Source organism: Apilactobacillus intestinapis, assembly GCF_049166695.1.
Lineage (GTDB): Bacteria > Bacillota > Bacilli > Lactobacillales > Lactobacillaceae > Apilactobacillus > Apilactobacillus kunkeei_C.
Window position 1 is genome coordinate 39,224 of the sequence record NZ_JBMHFD010000005.1, and the last position, 19,992, is coordinate 59,215.

Sequence of the window (19,992 nt, forward strand, 5' to 3'; positions counted from 1 at the left end):
TTTAAATAAAGAAGGTTAATTATGCAATATCCTGAACCAATTGCTAAGTTGATCGACAGTTTTATGCGTCTACCAGGGATTGGGCATAAGACAGCGATTAGACTGGCATATTTCGTAGTTGATATGAACAAAGACGACGTTGCCAAGTTCTCTTCAGCTTTGAAGGAAACCAAGGACAAGTTGATGTATTGTTCAATCTGCGGAAATTTAACTGATGAAGATCCATGTGTTATCTGTCGAGACAAGACGAGAGATCAATCGACTGTTTTGGTTGTCGAACAACCAAGAGACATCATGGTAATGGAAAAAATGAAAGATTATCATGGTTTATATCATGTATTAAATGGTGTCTTATCTCCAATCGAGGGAAAAGGACCAGAAGATTTAAATATTAAAAGCCTAATTAAACGTTTGCAAAGCGACGAAGCAATCAAAGAAATTATCATTGCCACAAACGCTACTCCTGAAGGGGAAGCAACTGCAATGTATCTATCACGTTTAGTTAAGCCAGCCGGAATTAAAGTAACTAGATTAGCGCATGGGTTATCAGTTGGTAGTGATATCGAATATGCTGATGAAATGACGCTTTCTAGAGCCGTTTCTGGTCGAACTGAAATGTAGGAGTGAATACTGATGTTAGGATTTTCAAGATTTTCACACAACGTAGGAAAACAATATGATGAATTTCTATTGGATTCTATCGATCGTGCTAAGTACCAATGGGACCAAGCTACTGAAACCCAAGAAGCCATTTATGAAGTTGACGGGGAAATCGTTGCCCAAACTCGTTTAGCTCGTGAAAAATATTTATTTTTATATCGAGAAGCAAGAGAAAGAAAAGTTTCCAACAATCGTATTCAATCTTCTGTTATTGATTACTAAAGGTGTCTTTATTCTTTGGAATAAGACACTTTTTGTTTGTTGTTCATTTGTTGAAACGCATAAATTAAAGTACAATGAGATAGAAAGATGAAAGTAGGGGTATAGTATATGGCTGGAAAATTTATCACATTTGAAGGCACGGATGGTGCTGGTAAAACAACCATCCTGAACATGGTATTAGATTATTTAAAAGAAGAAATGGGCGACAAGTTAGTTACCAGTAGAGAACCTGGTGGTAACCCAATCGCTGAAAGTATTCGTGAAGTAATTCTAGACCGCAAAAATGTTGATATGGACAAGCGAACCGAAGCGTTATTATATGCAGCGGCTCGTCGCCAAAACATTGAACAAACAGTGAAACCAGCGATTGCTGACAACAAGTTAGTTATCTGTGATCGTTACCTTGATAGCTCAATTGCATATCAAGGTGGAGGTAGAGAAATTGGTGAAGATGCAATCAATGAAATGAACCAATTTGCTACCGAAGGCTTTTTACCAGACCTTACTATCTACTTTAATCTTCCAGTAGAAGAAGGATTAAAGCGTATTGCTAAGAATAGGGCGGAAGATGAAGTCGACAGATTGGATGTTGAAACAATCGATTTCCATAACCGAGTTCATGCAGCCTACCAACGTTTAGCAAAGGCTAATCCTCAACGTATCAAGTCAGTTGATGCTACTCAATCAATTGATGCGGTATACCAAAATGTTTTAGAAATTTTGCAACCATATTTAAATGAATTTAAAAAATAGGGACGTGATTTTGAATGAAACTTTTAATTGTAATTGTGCAAAATAAAGATGCTAACAAACTACAAAACGCATTTGCTAAGAATAATGTTCATCAAACCAAGTTATCAACTACCGGTGGTTTTCTAAAGTCAGGAAACACTACCTTTATGATTGGGATAGAAGATGAACGTGTTAATGATGTTTTAGACATCATTAAAAAGGTTTCAAGTAAGCGTGAACAATACATGACACCTCCAGTTAATTTGGATGGTGGAGTTTCAGACTCATCATATCCAGTTAAGATTGAAGTAGGTGGCGCTACTGTAATGGAAATGCCAATGGATAATTTTTATCGATTCTAATGGGGGAAGAACATGACCGAAAATCAAGTGATTGCAGAGACTGAGAAAAAGCAAAAGCCACTGATGGACAAATTTTTACAAGTGGTGAACAATCACGAATTATCCCATTCTTACCTATTTAACGGTGAAGAAGGGGTCGGAAAGTTATCATTAGCGTTGTTTATAACAATGAGAATGTTTTGTAAAAACGTTTCCGATGATTCAATGCCCTGTGGACATTGTGATGAATGTCGTAGAATCGCAGAACAACAACATCCAGATGTTGTCATCATCAAACCAGATGGATTAAGTATCAAGGTTGATCAAATCAGATACCTAAAATCTGAATTTTCCAAAAGTGGTTTGGAAGGAAACCAGAAGTTCTTTATCGTTTGTGATGCGGAAAAGATGACTACCGGAGCCGCAAACAGCTTATTAAAGTTTATCGAAGAACCGGGTGCTAATATAGTTTCGTTTCTACTAACGACCAATAAGAATTTAATACTACCAACCATTATCTCTAGAACCCAAGTGGTTGATTTAAATCCGTTAAACACAAAAGCGTTTAACGAAGAATTGGCCAACATGGGTGTAATTCCCAGTCAATTTAAAATCATTAAACGACTAACCAACCAAATGTCGACTGTCCAAGCATGGCAGGAAGACGAATGGCTAACCAAGATTATTTCTGCGATTAGTCAATGGTTTAGTATGCTGGTCCAAAGAGATAAAACTTCATTTGTTTTGGTACAAAGTAATATCATGCCGTTAGTTAGTGATAATAGTAAACGCCAAGTAGTGATTGATATGCTGCTATCAATATTTGAAGATGTTTTAGATGCTAAGTATACTGGGAGTAGGGATTATAACTTTCCAAAACAAGCCCAAAACATTGAACAACTAAGCGAAAGTATCAATGAGGCCAAACTAATTCAAATTATGGAAGTAATCTTAAACTGCAACAACCAAATGGCAGTCAATGTTAGTTTCCAAAATATATTAGAGGCTACTACATTAAAAATTATGAAAATACTAAATAGTTAAATGGGGTGAAATTGTTTGGAGAAACGTGAATTATATGATGGAATCAAGGATTTAGAATCACAAACTGAATTAATGTTGAGTCAATTTGCTGAAGTGCGAAAAGCATTAACCGAAGTAATGGAAGAAAATGCCGAACTAAGAATTGAAAACCAACATCTACATGATTTCATCAATGAACAAAAAGAAAATGTGGAAAACGATAACAAGAAGAGCAGACCACGTTCATCTAAATCTCGTGAAAACTTGGAACACTTATTTAATGAAGGGTTCCATGTCTGCATCGAGTTTTATGGATCACATCGTGAAAACGATGAAAGCTGTATTTTCTGTAATGAAATCTTAAATCGTTAATCTGGAGGAGTCCAAGTGCAAGAACAACATAGCTTTACCGCTAACCAAGATAAAGGAATATTATATCTAGTTCCAACACCAATCGGGAACCTAGATGACATGACTTTTCGAGCAATTAAGACACTTAAAGAAGTTGATTTAATTGCCGCTGAAAACCCAAGTCACACTCAACAATTATTGAATCATTTTGAGATTGATACCAAGAAAATCAGTTTTAGAGAAGATAACAAAGACTACCGAATCGATGAATTGGTACAAACTTTAAATGACGGTCAAAATGTTGCTCAAGTTAGTGACGCAGGGATGCCATCAATTAGTGATCCAGGTCAAGAACTAGTGAAAGCATGTGTTGATAATAATATTAATGTTGTCCCACTTCCTGGAGCAAACGCTGGATTAACAGCACTAATTGCTTCCGGACTGGTTCCACAACCATTTTATTTCTTTGGATTTTTAAATCGAAAGAATAGTGACCAGATTAGCGAATTAGAGGAACTTAACCAACATAGTGAAACACTGATTTTCTATGAAGCTCCTCATCGTTTAAACAAAACTCTTAAGAATATGCAAAAGGTATTTGGTGCCGACCGACAGGCGGTATTGTGCAGGGAACTAACCAAGAAGTTCGAAGAATTCGACCGCGGTAGTATTTCTGAACTAATCGAATGGACCGAAGCAAATCAAGTTCGTGGTGAGTTCGTGGTAATTGTTGATGGTAATAAGAACGCCACCCAAGAAAACCAGGAACAAGATGAGTTGGCTGGATTATCTATCCAAGAACAAGTTGACTTGTTTATTGGTAAGGGCATGAAGACCAATGCAGCAATCAAAGAGGTTGCTAAGCTACACAAAGTAAAAAAACAAGAGATTTACAATATCTATCACGAAATCTAGGAGTGAATAATAATGGAAAACCAACCAACTGTTTTTAGTGAAAAACATCGAGTTACCTACTATGAAGCTGACTTTACCCGTCGTATGACCATTGCGATGATGCTAGATGTCATTATCCTAGCATCAGAAGATCATAGTGATAAGCTTGGTGTCGGCGCTGAATTTGTCCGCCAGTTCGGAGTTACCTGGGTTGTTATTCAATACGATGTGCATATTAACCGTATGCCAGTGGTTGATGAAAATATCACCATTAACACTAAGTCAAAGTCATACAACAAGTACTTTGCTTACCGTGAGTTCACTATCGAAAGTGAATCTGGTGAAGTGTTAATGCACATGACCGGTTTATGGGCAGCTATGAACTACAAGGAAAGAAAGATTGCTTCCATTCCAAAGGAAACAGTAGAACCATTTGGTGCTGAAAAGGTGAACCAAGTTCCTAAGATGCCTAAACCACAAAAGGTTCAATACAACGAAGAAACTAAACAAAGCTTCCGCGTAAGATATACAGATATTGATTCAAACCAACACGTAAACAATGCTCATTACATGGATTGGATGGTAAACGTCTTACCTGCCGACTTCCTAACCAACCATACCCCAACTCATTTCCTATTAAGATACGAAAATGAAGTTAAATATGGATCAACCGTAGAAAGTTACTACGACATGGAAGAACAAGAAGACGGTTCAATTCTAACTAAGCATGAAATCATGAGTGGCGACAGTCATTCTGCAATTGCCAATATTACTTGGCGCAAAAATGATTAAATATTTTCGGGTGTGTTCATTTTTATTATGGAGACACCTATTTTTTTGTTATAATTTGTTTTAGAATTATTACGTATATTAATAAAGTTATTAGGGAGACGGAAAAACAGGATGAAAGTATTGTCTTTAGATACATCCAATCGACAACTAACTGTTGCTATTTTGGATGATGATCAAATATTAGCGACAGAAACAACTACTGTTCATCAAAAGCATGCGGAATATTTACTTCCAATTATTGATGAATTAATGACAAAGGTGGACTTAACACCATCGGACTTACAAAGAGTTGTTGTGGCAGACGGTCCAGGATCATACACTGGAATTAGAATTGCGACTGCCACAGCTAAAACTTTGGCATACACACTAGGAATTGAACTAGTTGGTGTATCAAGTTTGCAAACCTTAGCGCTTAATATTAAGCAAGAGGGCAGTCTTGTAATGCCAATTTTTGATGCTAGAAACAATAACGTCTTTTCTGGACTTTATGAAATTAAAAATGGCGTTCCAGAAAGTGTCTTAGAAGACTGTCATACTGACTTTGATAAGTGGTTAGACAGAATTGATAGCAAAGACAAAGCAGTCTATGCTGTTGGTACCGACGCACCACATTTTGAAGATGCATTAAAGAAGAAGTTTGGCGATAAAGTTATTTTTACTGATAGTTTTGATAACTTGCCACAAGCAGCTAGGTTAGGTTTATATGGACAAACCTTATCACCTGTTGAAGACATTCATGCATTTGTACCAAGATATTTACGTTTGACTAAAGCTGAAGCAGATTGGAAACAAAATCATCCCGGGGAAGAAGTTACTTCATATGTTGAAAAAGTTAATTAATTGGTATCAGAAAAAATTTGTGAATACCGAGCACCTAATGAAAAAGGAACACCTAAATATCAAGAATCACATCGTAAAGATTAATGGCGATAAGTTTTACTTGGCCAAGGCAATGGTTACCGATATTCCTGAAATGGTTAATATCGAACGTGACGTCTACGATGGTAAGGCACCATGGACCGACGAAGCGTTTTTACCTGAGCTAAAACCACGTCTAGATCGCTTTTATTTACTATTGCGCCAAGAAGATGAACTAGTTGCTTTTATCGGTAGTTCTTTAAACGATAAACAAGGTGACTGTCATATCTCAAACGTTGCTGTAAAACCAGAATACCAAGAACGTGGATTAGGTTACTTCTTAATCGCTAAGATTATCAAAAAGGCCCGTCAATTGAACTACAAGACGGTTTCTTTGGAAGTTAGAATTAGTAACGTAAAGGCCCAAAGATTATATTCCGACTTAGGTTTCAAACAAGTTGGTGTGAAAAAGGACTATTACGACGGGGATCATGAAGATGCCGTCGATATGGTTTTAGATTTAAGTCTATACGAAACTATTCCAAATAACTTTGGAATTTAATGAAACGAGGTTTTTTTGTGCAACCACATATAATTATGTCTTTTGAATCTAGTTGTGATGAAACTAGTGTGGCCATTATCGAAGATGGCGAAAAAATATTATCAAACGTTGTTGCAACGCAAATCAATAGTCACAAGCGATTCGGTGGAGTCGTTCCAGAAGTCGCAAGTAGACATCATATTGAACAAATCACTATCTGTGTTGAAGATGCAATGAAGCAAGCCGATGTTTCATACGATGACATCGACGCAATCGCTGTGACATATGGTCCCGGTCTAGTGGGGGCGCTATTAATCGGTGTTACTGCTGCAAAGACCATTGCATGGGCACACAATATCCCATTGATTCCGGTTAACCATATTGCCGGACACATCTTGGCCAGTCGATTCGTTACCAAGATTAACTATCCAGCATTGGCATTGGTGGTTTCCGGTGGTCATACTGAATTAGTCCTAATGAAAGAAGAGGGCGACTTCAAAATTATCGGTGAAACTAGGGATGACGCCGCCGGAGAAGCATACGACAAGGTTGGTCGAGTATTGGGAATTAATTACCCAGCTGGTCCTAAGGTTGATGCAATGGCTGCAGAAGGTAAGGATACCTTTAACTTCCCACGTGCGATGGAAAAAGAAGATAACTTTGATTTCTCATTCAGTGGTTTAAAGAGTGCGTTTCTAAACACCACTCACCATGCTGATCAAATTCATGAAGAATTGGATAAGAACGATTTAGCTGCTAGTTTCCAAAGTGCCGTCGTTGATGTTTTAGTTGATAAGACCACTAGAGCATTACAAGAATATCCTGTTTCTCAATTGATTTTAGCCGGTGGGGTTGCCGCTAATAAGGGCCTTCGCAGTGCTTTAGAAGAAGCAATCGATAAGATTGATACAACAGAATTAATCAAGGTACCAAACAAACTTTGTGGTGACAATGCCGCAATGATTGGTGCAGCCGGATACGTCATGGCAAAGAAGAATGTCTTTGCTGGCGTTAACTTGAATGCTGACCCAAGTTTGGAATTCGACCTTTTGGAAGATGAAGAATAAAAAAAGATGAATCCGTTTTGGATTCATCTTTTTTGTTTATTCAAGTTCCATCATTGCGTTTTCCCAATTGGTTTCAATCTCTTCTATCTTAGAGTTAATATCGGTTAGTTTAGCTTGCAAATCATTAAGCTTTTCAATGTCATTTAAGTTTTCTGGTTTAACCATTTCAGCTTCAATTGCTGATTTATCTTTTTGAGCGGAGTCTAGTTGTTCTTCTAGGTCTTCCACCTGACGTTTTAGCTTACGTTGCTTCTTTTGTAACTCTTTGTTAGCAATGAATTCTTTTTGATTTTGTGACTTTGGTTTTGTATCTTCAACATCTTCGGTCTTGGCTTGTTCTTCTTTTTTGTGTTCCTCAATGGCAGCTTGTTCTTCCTTCTTTTCTACATAATAGTTGTAGTTACCAAGGAATAGTTCGCTACCATCAGGGGATAGTTCAACAATTTGAGTGGCTAACTTATTGATGAAGTATCTATCATGGGATACAAACAAAATAGTTCCATCGAAATTGATCAATGCGTTTTCCAACACTTCTCTACTATCGATATCCAAATGGTTGGTAGGTTCATCTAGGATTAAGAAGTTATCGTGATTCATGGATAGCTTAGTTAAAACTAGGCGGGCCTTTTCACCACCAGAAAGGTTACCAACTACTTTTTCAACGTCTTCACCAGAGAACAAGAAACTACCTAGAATTGAACGAATGCGTTGTTCCGGGTAAGTAGGGTAGTCGTCCCAGATTTCGTTTAAGACGGTCTTGTTGGGGTGTAGGTTATCTTGGTGTTGGTCGTAGTAACCAATTTGAACGCCGGTACCACGTTCGATTTCACCAGATTGGAGTGGTAATTGCTTCATGATAGTCTTTAGCAATGTTGACTTACCAATTCCGTTTGGCCCAATCAATGCTACCGCTTGATTACGTTTAACATCAATATTGATGTTTTTAGATAGAATTTTATCATCGTATCCGATTGCGGCATCACGGACGTTTAAAACGACGTTTCCACTTTGTTTTTCAGGAGTGAATGAAAGACGAGCGGATTTATCATCACGGGTTGGTGCCGCAATTTTTTCCATCTTTTCCAATTGAGTTCTTCTTGATTGAGCCCGTTTAGTAGTGGATGCACGAACAATGTTTTTATCAACGAAGTCTTGCATCTCTTTGATTTTCTTTTGTTGCTTTTCGTATTCCTTTAGTTGATGTTGGTAATTAAGTTTCTTTTGCTCAACATAACTGGAGTAGTTCCCGACATAATGAGTCATGTGACCTTGTGATAGGTCGTAGACTTGATCGACAATCTTATCCATGAAGAAACGGTCATGGGAGATAATTAGAAGGGCACCATGATAACTCTTTAGATAATCTTCCAACCAACTAATGGTCTTAACATCAATATGGTTAGTAGGTTCGTCTAGAATCAATAGGTCCTTCTTTTGTAGAAGCAACTTGGCCATTGCTAGTTGGGTTTGTTGACCACCTGATAGCTCACTAATTTTATGGTCGTACATTTCTTCACCGAAGCCAAATCCGTTTAACACGGCCTTAATTTCGGCTTGATAAGAAAAACCGTTCTTGGCGGTAAACTCAGCTTGAAGTTGGTCATAAGTTTGTGAAACCTCAGCCAGCTTTTCTGGATCCGAGTTGATGTTTGGATCAGCCATCTTGTTTTCGTATTCGTGAATTTTATTTTCTAAATCGATTAAATCAGCAAAGACATTGGTCATTTCTTCGATGATGGTGGCATCAGAAGTTAGACCAGTATTTTGGGCTAAGTATCCAATGGTGATACCTTTTTTGGTGGTGACTTCACCTTCATCAATTGGTTCATCGCCCAAAATCATTTTCACTAAGGTTGACTTACCAGCACCGTTTCGACCAACCAAGGCGACCTTGCTGTTTTCTTCGATACTCAAGTTAACGCTTGTGAAAAGATCTTGCCCACCAAATCGTTTTGTCATTTTATTTGCTTGTAAAATAATCATAAAATTCACCTCCTAATTCTCTTGTTTTATCAGTAATAATGACTATTTTAGCATATTTCCCCCGATAAATTAAAATGTTCAATCCTTTTTAGTAGATGATAATATTTTCACAAACTTTGTTTTTATGATAGAATACATAAATGTTATGAAAGATTCGGGAGGGAAGATTTTGGATATTAAAATTCCTAGGGCAACGGCTAAAAGATTGCCTATGTATTATCGATATCTTAGCGGTTTACACGACGCGAAAATAAAGAGAATATCCTCTAGTACTTTTGCTGAAGCAGTTCAAGTTGATTCAGCAACCATTAGAAGAGATTTATCCTATTTTGGAGCTCTTGGAAAACGTGGATATGGATACGAGGTTGATAATTTATTAGACTTCTTCAAGAAGATTCTAAATCAAGATCACTTAACAAATGTTGCATTAGTCGGTTTAGGTAATTTGGGTCAAGCCTTACTACACTTTAATTTTCACAAAGATAGTAACGTAAGAATCTCAGCTGCCTTTGATATTCATGACGACATGATCAACACTGTTCAAAGTGGTGTACCAGTATACGATGTTAAAGACTTACAAGAACAATTAAGAGATCAACAAATTGAAGTAGTTATTTTTACTGTTCCAGCAACCGTAGTTCAAGACCTATGTGATGAAGCCGTAAAGGGTGGAGCAAAGGGTATCATGAACTTTACTTCAAAACGTTTATCAGTTCCCAAAAATGTCAGAGTGCAAAACGTTGATTTAACCAACGAATTACAAACATTAATTTACTTCATTGAACACTATGAAGGTGAATAAGAAAGATGAGCCATTGGCCCATCTTTTTTTGTAGGATTATATCGTGTAGGGTTTAAAATTCTTGCATATGAATCTAAAAAATAATATATTATTTATAGTGATTAGCACTTATAATAAATGACTGCTAACACTGATAAAACAGATAAAAAAACAAAGTGAGGTCAAGCAAAATGTTAAAACCATTGGGTGATCGTGTAATTATTGAAGCACAAGAAGCTAAAGAAGAAACAGTTGGAGGCATTGTGTTAGCAAATAATGCTAAAGAAAAACCACAAACTGGAAAAGTTGTTGCCGTAGGAAACGGTAGAGTTTTAGACAATGGCCAAACTGTTACACCAGAAGTTAAGAAGGGTGACGAAGTTGTTTACGACAAGTACTCAGGTACTTCAGTAGACTACGATGGTCAAAAATATTTAGTACTAAAAGAAAGCGACATTTTAGCTGTCGTTGAATAATAAATAAAACGAAATTATTAATGAGGTGAATAAAAATGGCTAAGGAAGTTAAATTTTCAGAAGACGCAAGACGTTCAATGCTAAGAGGTGTTGATAAACTTGCAAACACTGTTAAGACTACATTAGGACCAAAGGGTAGAAACGTTGTTGTTGAACAATCAACAGGTACACCAAACATTACTAATGATGGTGTTACAATCGCTAAGTCAATCGAACTACCAAATCATTTTGAAAACATGGGTGCTAAGTTAGTATCAGAAGTTGCATCAAAGACTGACGACATTGCCGGTGATGGTACTACTACTGCTACTGTATTAACTCAAGCAATCGTAAACGAAGGAATGAAGAACGTTACTGCCGGTGCCAACCCAGTTGGTGTTCGTCGCGGTATCGAAAAGGCAACCGAAGTAGCCGTTGAAAAGCTACACAAGATGTCAAACGAAATTAAGAGCAAGAATGATATTGCTCAAATCGCTTCCATTTCAGCTGCTAACCCAGAAGTTGGTGAATTAATCGCCGATGCTATGGAAAAGGTTGGAAACGATGGTGTTATCACTGTTGAAGATTCACGTGGTGTTAACACAACTATGGACGTTGTAGAAGGTATGCAATTCGATCGTGGTTACATGTCACAATACATGGTTACCGACAACGACAAGATGCAAGCTGACTTAGACAACCCATACATCTTGGTTACTGACAAGAAGATTAACAACATTCAAGAAATCCTACCAGTTTTACAATCAGTTGTTGAACAAGGTCGTTCACTTCTAATCATTGCTGATGATATTGGTGGTGAAGCACTACCAACATTGGTACTAAACAAGATGCGTGGTACTTTCAACGTTGTTGCTGTTAAGGCTCCTGGTTTTGGTGACCGTCGTAAGGCTCAACTACAAGATATTTCAGTTCTTACAGGCGCTACTTTAATCACTGACGACTTAGGATTAAACCTAAAGGATGTAACCATTGATCAATTAGGTCAAGCTAACAAGGTTAACGTTACTAAGGATGACACTACAATCGTTCAAGGTGCCGGTGACAAGGACCAATTAGCTGCACGTGTTGCAGAAATCAAGAACCAACTAGAAACTACTACATCAGAATTCGACAAAGAAAAGCTACGTGAACGTTTAGCTAAGTTAGCCGGTGGTGTTGCTGTTATCCGTGTTGGTGCAGCTACCGAAACTGAACTAAAAGAACGTAAGTACAGAATTGAAGATGCTTTGAACTCAACTAGAGCCGCTGTTGAAGAAGGCTTCGTTCCTGGTGGTGGAACTGCATTCATCAATATTCTAAAGGATCTAGAAGAAATCCCTGCTGAAGGTGACGAAAAGACTGGTGTAAACATTGTTTTACGTGCTCTAGAAGCTCCAGTTAGACAAATTGCCCACAACGCCGGAATTGATGGTTCAATCGTTGTTGAACATCTAAAGGGCAAGGAAATGGGTATTGGTTTCAATGCCGCTACTGGTGAATACGAAGATATGATTAAGGCCGGAGTTGTTGATCCAACCAAGGTATCAAGATCAGCTCTTCAAAACGCCGCATCTGTTTCAGCATTACTATTAACTACTGAAGCTGTTGTTGCTAACTTACCAGAAGAAAAGAAAGATTCAATGAACCCTTCAATGGGACCAATGATGTAATAAAAAAGGATTCCTTTGGGAATCCTTTTTTTGTTTAACCTTGTTTTTAATCTGTTACATTTGTATAATTTATTAATAGTATTATAAAACGAAAGGATAACGATTATGCTAAAATTCGAAATTATCGTTTCCCTTTTCGCGACAATGTTAATTTCTGCTGTGGTAACGCCGTTTATCAGAAAGTTAGCATTTCGCTGGGGAGCTATCGATAGTCCAAATAAGCGAAGAATGAATAAAATTCCGATGCCGACATTAGGAGGATTGGCAATCTTTGTGTCATACACAATTGCCACGATGTTCCTATTAAGGTCGCAAATGCCAACCCATCAACTTTATGGGATGTTTGCGGGCCAAGTAGTCATCATTATTACAGGGGTAATTGATGACATCATTGTATTAAAACCACGTCAAAAAGTATTTGGAATTAGTTTAGCAGCAATCATTGTCTTTTTCTTCGGAAATATTCAAATGAGTAACATATCATTACCATTCATTGGAACATTTAGTTTAGGATGGTTAAGTTTACCAATTACTCTAATTTGGATTTTAGCAATCACCAACGCCGTTAACTTAATTGACGGTCTTGATGGATTAGCAACGGGGGTCGCAGTTATTGCTTTGACCACCATGGGAATTACTGGGTTCTTCTTCCTAAACGTTGGAAACGTCTACGTTTCAATCATGATTTTTGCACTTGTTGCAGCATGTTTAGGATTTTTACCTTACAACTTCTTCCCAGCTAGAATCTATCTAGGGGACACCGGATCATTGTTCATCGGTTTTATGATTTCAATTTTCTCATTGAACGGATTGAAAAATGCCACGTTCATTACCGTTATTATTCCGGTAATTATCCTGGGTGTGCCAATCACCGATACCATTTACGCAATCTTACGTAGAATGTTAAACAAGCAACCAATCATGCATGCTGACAAACGACACTTACATCACCGTTTGATGCAAATCGGATTGACTCATCGTCAAACCGTATTGGTAATCTATGGAATTGCTTTGATTTTCTCATTCATTTCATTGCTATACCCAATCTCAACAATTTGGGGTTCCATTCTACTAACGACTGCAACGTTAATCGGGTTGGAACTATTCGTTGAATCAATCGGTTTAGCTGGTAAGGATAGACAACCATTACTAAACGCAATTAAAAAAGTCGTTAAAGAAAACACAAGTAAAGATAACCACTAAAAAAAGAATGACCATTTGGTCATTCTTTTTTGTATGGATCATAATCAACTTCAAAGTACTTTTCATCGCCATCGTGCATTTCAACACGACCGTTTAGTAAATCAATCACTTTTTGTTTAAACTCTTCCACCTTAGGATTATCGATGGCAACAATTACGGATACCTTGTCGGTATATTGAGTATCGATAATGTTAATTCCATTTTCCTCTAGGTGGTAATTTAATTGATCAAACAGGTTATAGGCAACGTCGATGGTGATTTCAGTTTGTAAAATCTTTTTGACAATCCCAACATGTTCGATGGCTTTGGTGGTGGCGTTGCTATATGCACGAATTAAACCACCGGCACCTAACTTAATGCCACCGAAGTATCTAGTTACAACGGCAGCAGTGTTGTGCACACCAATGTTTTTTAATGCTTCTAGGATAGGAACACCAGCAGTTCCTGATGGTTCACCGTTATCACTAGCGCGTTGAATGGAATCGTCTTGACCAATTACATAGGCATGACAGTTATGAGTAGCTTTTTTATGTTCTTCTTTGACGCTATTAACGAAAGCAGTTGCTTCTTCTTCGTTTGACACTCTGGCAATTGAACAGATGAATTGTGATTTTTTGATATCAATCTCGTTGACACCATTTTCTTTAATTGTGAGATAATCTTTTTCCATTTAGATGTTTTCACCTCAAAATTTAGCTTTTTTGCGTACTTAATTATGGTGATAATTATGATTAAAGATGTTTCTGAATTATACGGTAGACAAGTCAACGCCACGATGGTGGATTCGAGTCTCCTCAATAACTCAATTGTTCATAAATACGTTCCAATTAAGGTTAACAGTAACAATATCTATTGTAAACGATGTCGCCAAAAAACGCCCGTAAACAGGTGTAATTTGCCAAATAATAACTACTATTGTCCAGTCTGCATTAATTTGGATCGAGTAACGAAAAGTATTCCATTGGTGTATGCCGATGAACCAAATGATTTTGAAATTAAGCAGCCGGTTTTAACGTGGCAGGGCCAATTGACTAACGAGCAAAAGAAGTGTTCTAAGGATATTATCGAAGTCTTCGAAAACAACAAGACCCACTTGTTATGGGCAGTTACCGGAGCGGGGAAGACTGAAATGTTGTTTCAGGGAATCGAAAAAGCATTAACTGAGGGCAAACGCGTTTGTATTGCGTCGCCACGTGTGGATGTTTGTGTCGAACTATATCCGAGAATTAAGGAGGCGTTTGCCAACACATCGATGATTCTTCTACACGGTCGTAATCCACAATCGTATCACTATGCGCAGCTGACGATTTGCACCACCCATCAATTGTTACGGTTCTATCATGCGTTTGATGTCTTGATTATCGATGAGGTCGATTCCTTTCCGTTTGTAAATAACGACGGATTACACTTTGCGGTCGAAAATGCGACGAAACAAAGTAGTGCCAAGTTGTTTTTAACGGCGACACCGACCAATGAAATGACGAAGAAAATCAGGTCCAACAAGCTGTCAGCTAGCTACTTACCGATTCGATTTCATCGTCATTTATTACCGGAAATTAAATTAAAGTACACAAAGAAGTGGCGCGAGAATTTAAAGAAACAAAAGTTGCCAAAGTTACTACTACATAAGATTGACGAAAAGATTAAATCTAACCAACGCTTCTTGTTGTTTGTGCCACGCATTGCCGATTTAAAACCAATTAGTGATATTTTGGCAAAACAGTTTGATACCAGTAAATGGGAGACCGTCTTTTCTAGTGATGATAAACGAATGGAGAAGGTATCCGACATGCGTGAACAACGCAAACTGTTCTTGATTACGACCACCATTTTGGAAAGAGGAGTGACCTTTCCGGGAATTGACGTGATTGTCTTTGGGGCGGAAGACGAGGTCTTTTCGACTTCATCATTGGTCCAAATAGCTGGAAGAGTGGGTAGAAAACTCGATCGACCGACTGGGGAAGTATTGTTTCTAGCTGAAGAAAACACGCTGGCCATTAAGAGTGCGATTAATCAAATCAAGTATATGAATAAGAAGGCGAAAAAATTAAATGGATAGCTGCCTATTGTGCAATAAAGTGATGGTATATGACATGTCACTTTCTTTTTTGTTGAGTTTTAAAAGATTACCGAAACGATACGTTTGTGCGGAGTGCATGAATCAGTTTGCCCGTATCGATGAAACGAGAATATGTAAGGCTTGTGGTCGCCAAATGGATAAGTCCGGAACATGTATCGATTGTCAGAAGTGGCAGAAATTAGGGGATGCTTTCGTGAATGAATCCATCTTTCAGTATAACGATGCGATGAAGAATTTTATGCACCGCTACAAGTTTGTCGGTGACTACCAGTTACGGATGATTTTTCAAAAAGAGATTAGAAAAAAGATTAGAAAAGATTTGCTGGTAGTGCCAATTCCAGTTAGTGCTGAAACTCAGATTAATCGAGGCTTCAATCAGGTCATTGGGCTTCTGGGAGATACTGCATATGTTGACGCTTTAATGGTGAAGGAAAAACGCAAGGTGAGACAGTCTGAACTAAACCGTCAACAGCGTATTCACAATAAACAGGTTTTCACAATTAATCCTAAACATGCGTCTCAAATTATCGATCAAAGAATACTATTGGTCGACGATATTTATACTACCGGAACCACGATTAGACATGCGGCAGAGGTACTGAGAAATAACGGTGCCAAGCAAGTTTTAGGACTAACTTTATGTCGATAAGGGATGTTTTATATATATAAAGGATATTTTTTTAGAAGAATTAGATAATCTGTTTTTAAAAATGATAATTAAATGTTAGAATAAGAAAGATAGAATTTATATAAAGCGAATAAAACATTAAAAACTAATTCACGGAAGGAAAATAAACAAATGGCTAACATTTTAAGAAAATGGGTCGAAAGCGATAAGCGTGAAGTTAAAAGACTTAGCAAGCTAGCTGATAAGGTTGAAGCATATGCCGATGAAATCAGCCAACTAAGTGATGACGAACTAAAAGCTAAAACCCAAGAATTTCAACAACGTTATCAAGATGGGGAAACTCTTGATGACTTACTACCAGAAGCATTTGCAGTTGCCAGAGAAGGTGCTACTCGTGTATTAGGTTTAACTCCTTTCCATGTTCAAATCATGGGTGGAATTGTGCTACATGAAGGTAACATTTCAGAAATGAAGACTGGTGAAGGTAAGACCTTGACTGCTACAATGCCAGTTTACTTAAACGCATTAGCTGGTAAGGGTGTTCACGTTATTACTGTTAACGAATACCTATCACAACGTGATGCTGAACAAATGGGTGAACTATACAACTGGTTAGGCCTATCAGTAGGTGTTAACTTAACTGAAAAGAGCCCAGAAGAAAAACGTGAAGCTTACAATGCTGATATCACATACTCAACTAACAGTGAAATCGGTTTTGATTACTTACGTGATAACATGGTTGTCTACAAAGAAGACATGGTTCAAAGACCATTGAACTTTGCCATTGTCGATGAAGTTGACTCCATCTTAATTGATGAAGCCAGAACTCCATTGATTATTTCAGGACAAGCCAAAGGTTCTTCAGAACTATACATGCAAGCTGACCAATTTGCTAAGACATTAAAGGAAAAAGATGACTTCAAGATTGACTTGGAATCAAAGACTGTTTCTTTAAATGATCAAGGTATTGAAAAGGCTGAAAAGTACTTCAACTTAAAGAACCTATACGACACTGATAACACTGCATTGACTCACCACATTGATGAAGCATTGCGTGCTAACTTCATTATGATTAAGGATAAGGATTACGTTGTTTCAGACGACGAAGTACTTATCGTTGATTCATTTACTGGTCGTATCATGGATGGTCGTCGTTTTTCTGATGGATTACACCAAGCTATCGAAGCTAAAGAAGGAGTAACCATTCAAGAAGAAAGTAAGACAATGGCCAACATTACTTACCAAAACTTATTCAGAATGTACAGCAAGCTTGCCGGTATGACTGGTACTGCTAAGACTGAAGCAGACGAATTTAGAGAAATCTATAACATGGACGTTATCTCCATTCCAACCAACAGACCGGTTGCCAGAGTGGACGAACCTGACTTGTTATACCCAACTCTACAATCAAAATTCGATGCTGTAGTTGATGAAATCAAAGAATTACACGCCAAGGGTCAACCAATTCTAATTGGTACTGTTGCCGTTGAAACTTCAGAATACATTTCAAAACGTTTAGATGATGCTGGTATCAAACACGAAGTGCTAAATGCCAAGAACCATGCTAAAGAAGCTGAAATTGTTGCAAACGCTGGTCAAAAGGGTGCGGTAACTATCGCTACCAACATGGCTGGTCGTGGTACTGATATTAAATTAGGACCCGGTGTTGTTGAATTAGGTGGACTTGCCGTTATTGGTACTGAAAGACACGAATCAAGACGTATTGATAACCAATTACGTGGACGTTCAGGACGTCAAGGTGATCCAGGTCTATCACAATTCTACCTATCACTAGAAGATGACTTAATGCGTCGTTTCGGTTCTGATAAGATTAAGAACTTCTTGGAAAGAATGAAGGTTGATGGTGACTCAGCTGTTATCAAGAGTCGTTTAATCACCAAGCAAGTTGAATCAGCACAAAAACGTGTTGAAGGTAACAACTACGATTCAAGAAAACAAGTTCTACAATACGATGACGTTATGAGACAACAACGTAGCGTTATTTACAACGAAAGATACCAAGTAATCACTGAAGATAAGTCATTAGATTGGGTTATGAAACCAATGGTTAAGAGAACAATCAACCGCATTGTTAACTTACACACTCAAGGTGACAAGAAGGACTGGGACCTAAGTACAATCCTAGACTTTGCCATTAGTGCACTTGTTAGCCCTGATATGATTAGCCTATCTGACTTAGAAGATAAGTCAGCTGATGAAATCAAGGACTTCTTGGTTGAATTATCTGAAAAAGTTTACAAAGAAAAGAAAGAACAACTATACGACCCAGAACAAATGCTAGAATTTGAAAAGGTTGTTGTATTAAGAGTTGTTGATTCTCACTGGACTGATCATATTGATGAAATGGATCAATTGAGACAATCAATTGGTTTAAGAGGTTATGGTCAATTGAACCCATTAGTTGAATACCAACGTGAAGGTTATCAAATGTTTGAAGAAATGGTCTCAGATATTGATTACGATGCCACAAGATTGTTCATGAAAGCTGAAATCAGACAAAACATCGAAAGATAATAATAAAGCGAAGATGAACAGAAGTTCACTTCGCTTTTTTGGTAAGGAGAGTAAGAATGGAACTAGCTGATGCTAAAAATGAAATAAGTCAAATCAAAAAAGCCATCCAGGGCTTTAGGGGGTCTCTTTGACTTAGATTCCCTTCAAGAAAGTATCGAAATTAATGAAGCCAAGATGGCCGAACCTGGATTCTGGGATAATCCAGAAACTGCCCAAAGCTTCATTAATGAAAATAATCGTTTAAAGAAAAAATACGATAATTTTAATGAACTAAATGAAGAGGCTGAAGATCTAGAAGTGAACCTAGAATTAATTGAAGAAGAAAACGATGATTCAATGATGGAAGAATTCGAAGAGTCTTTAGCACAAACTAAGTCACATCTTGAAAAGTACAGATTAGGGATGTTACTAAATGGTAAGTATGATGCCAATAATGCCATTCTGGAAATTCATCCAGGAGCGGGTGGAACCGAATCACATGATTGGGGCATGATGCTATTTAGAATGTATACCAGATGGGCTGATCAAAATGGTTTCAAACTAGAAACATTGAACTACCAAGCAGGAGAAGTGGCCGGAATCGATACTGCCACCATCATGGTTAGTGGTGAAAATGCATATGGATACCTAAAATCAGAAAAGGGTGTTCACCGCTTAGTTAGAATTTCACCATTTGATTCAGCGGGACGTCGTCATACATCATTTGCTTCTGTCGATGTAATGCCAGAACTAGATGATACTGTCGACATCGAGATTAATCCTGCCGACTTACGAGTTGATGTTTATCGTGCCAGTGGTGCCGGTGGACAACATGTTAATAAGACATCTTCAGCAGTTCGTATTACTCATGAACCTACCGGGATTGTTGTGGCCAGTCAAGCTCAACGTTCACAACTACAAAATAGAGAAACTGCCATGAATATGTTGAAGTCCAAACTTTATGAACTAGAAGAAGAAAAGAAGGAACAACAAAAGGCACAACTCGAAGGTGAACAAAAAGAGATTGGTTGGGGTTCACAAATCAGATCTTATGTTTTCCACCCATATTCAATGGTTAAAGACCATCGAACTAATTATGAAACAGCAAAGGCGCAAGACGTTATGGATGGTGACCTAAATCCATTCATTAATGCATACTTGCAATGGAAACTAAGTAAAAGAAATCCAGAATAGGGG

The 19,992-nt window shown here is 37.7% G+C and carries 21 protein-coding genes; 19 read left to right on the forward strand and 2 right to left on the reverse strand.

The genetic code is table 11. The features are described from left to right. Positions 1–21 precede the first annotated feature (21 nt). The 11 genes from recR (at position 22) to tsaD (ending at position 7,481) form a co-directional block, all read left to right on the forward strand. On the forward strand, positions 22–621 hold the full coding sequence (recR, locus tag ACOMA7_RS04570; RefSeq protein ID WP_034531913.1) for a recombination mediator RecR: 600 nt from the start codon (positions 22–24) through the stop codon (positions 619–621). 12 nt (positions 622–633) lie between these two features. Next, positions 634–882 (forward strand): YaaL family protein, encoded by a 249-nt coding sequence (locus ACOMA7_RS04575; protein WP_034531914.1) that lies wholly within the window; start codon positions 634–636, stop codon positions 880–882. A 108-nt stretch (positions 883–990) separates the two neighbouring features. Then, positions 991–1,635 carry a dTMP kinase gene (gene tmk / locus ACOMA7_RS04580; RefSeq protein ID WP_054607957.1) on the forward strand — a complete coding sequence of 215 codons (645 nt, stop codon included), beginning with the start codon at positions 991–993 and terminating at the stop codon, positions 1,633–1,635. 14 nt (positions 1,636–1,649) lie between these two features. After that, positions 1,650–1,976 (forward strand): cyclic-di-AMP receptor, encoded by a 327-nt coding sequence (locus tag ACOMA7_RS04585; RefSeq protein WP_034531916.1) that lies wholly within the window; start codon positions 1,650–1,652, stop codon positions 1,974–1,976. A 12-nt stretch (positions 1,977–1,988) separates the two neighbouring features. After that, positions 1,989–2,999: a DNA polymerase III subunit delta' gene (gene holB / locus ACOMA7_RS04590; RefSeq protein ID WP_421392257.1), complete on the forward strand. Its 1,011-nt coding sequence runs from the start codon at positions 1,989–1,991 to the stop codon at positions 2,997–2,999. A gap of 15 nt (positions 3,000–3,014) precedes the next feature. Beyond that, a complete protein-coding gene (locus ACOMA7_RS04595) occupies positions 3,015–3,350 on the forward strand; it encodes a DNA replication initiation control protein YabA (protein ID WP_053791544.1) in 336 nt (111 codons plus the stop codon). Positions 3,351–3,365: 15 nt separating this feature from the next. Further along, on the forward strand, positions 3,366–4,244 hold the full coding sequence (gene rsmI / locus ACOMA7_RS04600; protein WP_054607959.1) for a 16S rRNA (cytidine(1402)-2'-O)-methyltransferase: 879 nt from the start codon (positions 3,366–3,368) through the stop codon (positions 4,242–4,244). A 12-nt stretch (positions 4,245–4,256) separates the two neighbouring features. Then, entirely contained in the window at positions 4,257–5,015 is a 759-nt protein-coding gene (locus ACOMA7_RS04605; RefSeq protein ID WP_053791546.1) for an acyl-[acyl-carrier-protein] thioesterase, read from the forward strand. Positions 5,016–5,126: 111 nt separating this feature from the next. Beyond that, positions 5,127–5,855: a tRNA (adenosine(37)-N6)-threonylcarbamoyltransferase complex dimerization subunit type 1 TsaB gene (tsaB, locus tag ACOMA7_RS04610; protein WP_054607960.1), complete on the forward strand. Its 729-nt coding sequence runs from the start codon at positions 5,127–5,129 to the stop codon at positions 5,853–5,855. Next, positions 5,836–6,435: a ribosomal protein S18-alanine N-acetyltransferase gene (gene rimI, locus ACOMA7_RS04615; protein ID WP_421392262.1), complete on the forward strand. Its 600-nt coding sequence runs from the start codon at positions 5,836–5,838 to the stop codon at positions 6,433–6,435. The genes tsaB and rimI overlap by 20 nt, the downstream gene beginning before the upstream one ends. Continuing rightward, positions 6,435–7,481 (forward strand): tRNA (adenosine(37)-N6)-threonylcarbamoyltransferase complex transferase subunit TsaD, encoded by a 1,047-nt coding sequence (tsaD, locus tag ACOMA7_RS04620; protein ID WP_421392264.1) that lies wholly within the window; start codon positions 6,435–6,437, stop codon positions 7,479–7,481. The genes rimI and tsaD overlap by 1 nt, the downstream gene beginning before the upstream one ends. 36 nt (positions 7,482–7,517) lie before the next feature. On the opposite strand, the gene ACOMA7_RS04625 is transcribed toward tsaD, so the two are convergent. Next, complete coding sequence (locus ACOMA7_RS04625; protein WP_301945628.1) at positions 7,518–9,464, reverse strand: ABC-F family ATP-binding cassette domain-containing protein; 1,947 nt, start codon at positions 9,462–9,464, stop codon at positions 7,518–7,520. Between the two features lie 166 nt (positions 9,465–9,630). On the opposite strand from ACOMA7_RS04625, the gene ACOMA7_RS04630 reads away from it, so the two are divergent. The 4 genes from ACOMA7_RS04630 (at position 9,631) to ACOMA7_RS04645 (ending at position 13,573) form a co-directional block, all read left to right on the forward strand. Next, positions 9,631–10,266 carry a redox-sensing transcriptional repressor Rex gene (locus ACOMA7_RS04630; RefSeq protein ID WP_034532012.1) on the forward strand — a complete coding sequence of 212 codons (636 nt, stop codon included), beginning with the start codon at positions 9,631–9,633 and terminating at the stop codon, positions 10,264–10,266. Positions 10,267–10,436: 170 nt separating this feature from the next. Beyond that, a complete protein-coding gene (groES, locus tag ACOMA7_RS04635) occupies positions 10,437–10,721 on the forward strand; it encodes a co-chaperone GroES (RefSeq protein WP_034531925.1) in 285 nt (94 codons plus the stop codon). 35 nt (positions 10,722–10,756) lie between these two features. Then, complete coding sequence (gene groL, locus ACOMA7_RS04640; protein ID WP_053791550.1) at positions 10,757–12,370, forward strand: chaperonin GroEL; 1,614 nt, start codon at positions 10,757–10,759, stop codon at positions 12,368–12,370. A 105-nt stretch (positions 12,371–12,475) separates the two neighbouring features. Beyond that, a complete protein-coding gene (locus ACOMA7_RS04645; protein ID WP_421392268.1) occupies positions 12,476–13,573 on the forward strand; it encodes a glycosyltransferase family 4 protein in 1,098 nt (365 codons plus the stop codon). A 19-nt stretch (positions 13,574–13,592) separates the two neighbouring features. Here ACOMA7_RS04645 and ACOMA7_RS04650 read toward each other — a convergent pair whose 3' ends face one another. Further along, positions 13,593–14,243: a YigZ family protein gene (locus ACOMA7_RS04650; RefSeq protein ID WP_054607967.1), complete on the reverse strand. Its 651-nt coding sequence runs from the start codon at positions 14,241–14,243 to the stop codon at positions 13,593–13,595. 357 nt (positions 14,244–14,600) lie between these two features. On the opposite strand from ACOMA7_RS04650, the gene ACOMA7_RS04655 reads away from it, so the two are divergent. The 4 genes from ACOMA7_RS04655 to prfB all read left to right on the forward strand — a co-directional run bounded on the left by ACOMA7_RS04655 (position 14,601) and on the right by prfB (position 19,989). Further along, a complete protein-coding gene (locus tag ACOMA7_RS04655) occupies positions 14,601–15,632 on the forward strand; it encodes a DEAD/DEAH box helicase family protein (RefSeq protein WP_421392272.1) in 1,032 nt (343 codons plus the stop codon). Positions 15,633–15,729: 97 nt separating this feature from the next. Beyond that, positions 15,730–16,302 carry a ComF family protein gene (locus ACOMA7_RS04660; protein WP_421392274.1) on the forward strand — a complete coding sequence of 191 codons (573 nt, stop codon included), beginning with the start codon at positions 15,730–15,732 and terminating at the stop codon, positions 16,300–16,302. Between the two features lie 150 nt (positions 16,303–16,452). Further along, positions 16,453–18,816, forward strand: a complete 2,364-nt coding sequence (gene secA, locus ACOMA7_RS04665; protein WP_421392277.1) for a preprotein translocase subunit SecA — start codon at positions 16,453–16,455, stop codon at positions 18,814–18,816. Between the two features lie 56 nt (positions 18,817–18,872). Next, positions 18,873–19,989 (forward strand): peptide chain release factor 2 gene (prfB, locus tag ACOMA7_RS04670; protein WP_140968020.1). Its coding sequence is split into 2 segments (ribosomal slippage): positions 18,873–18,944 and positions 18,946–19,989, totalling 1,116 coding nucleotides; the frame shifts between segments, so codons are not numbered across the junction. Positions 19,990–19,992: the final 3 nt, after the last annotated feature.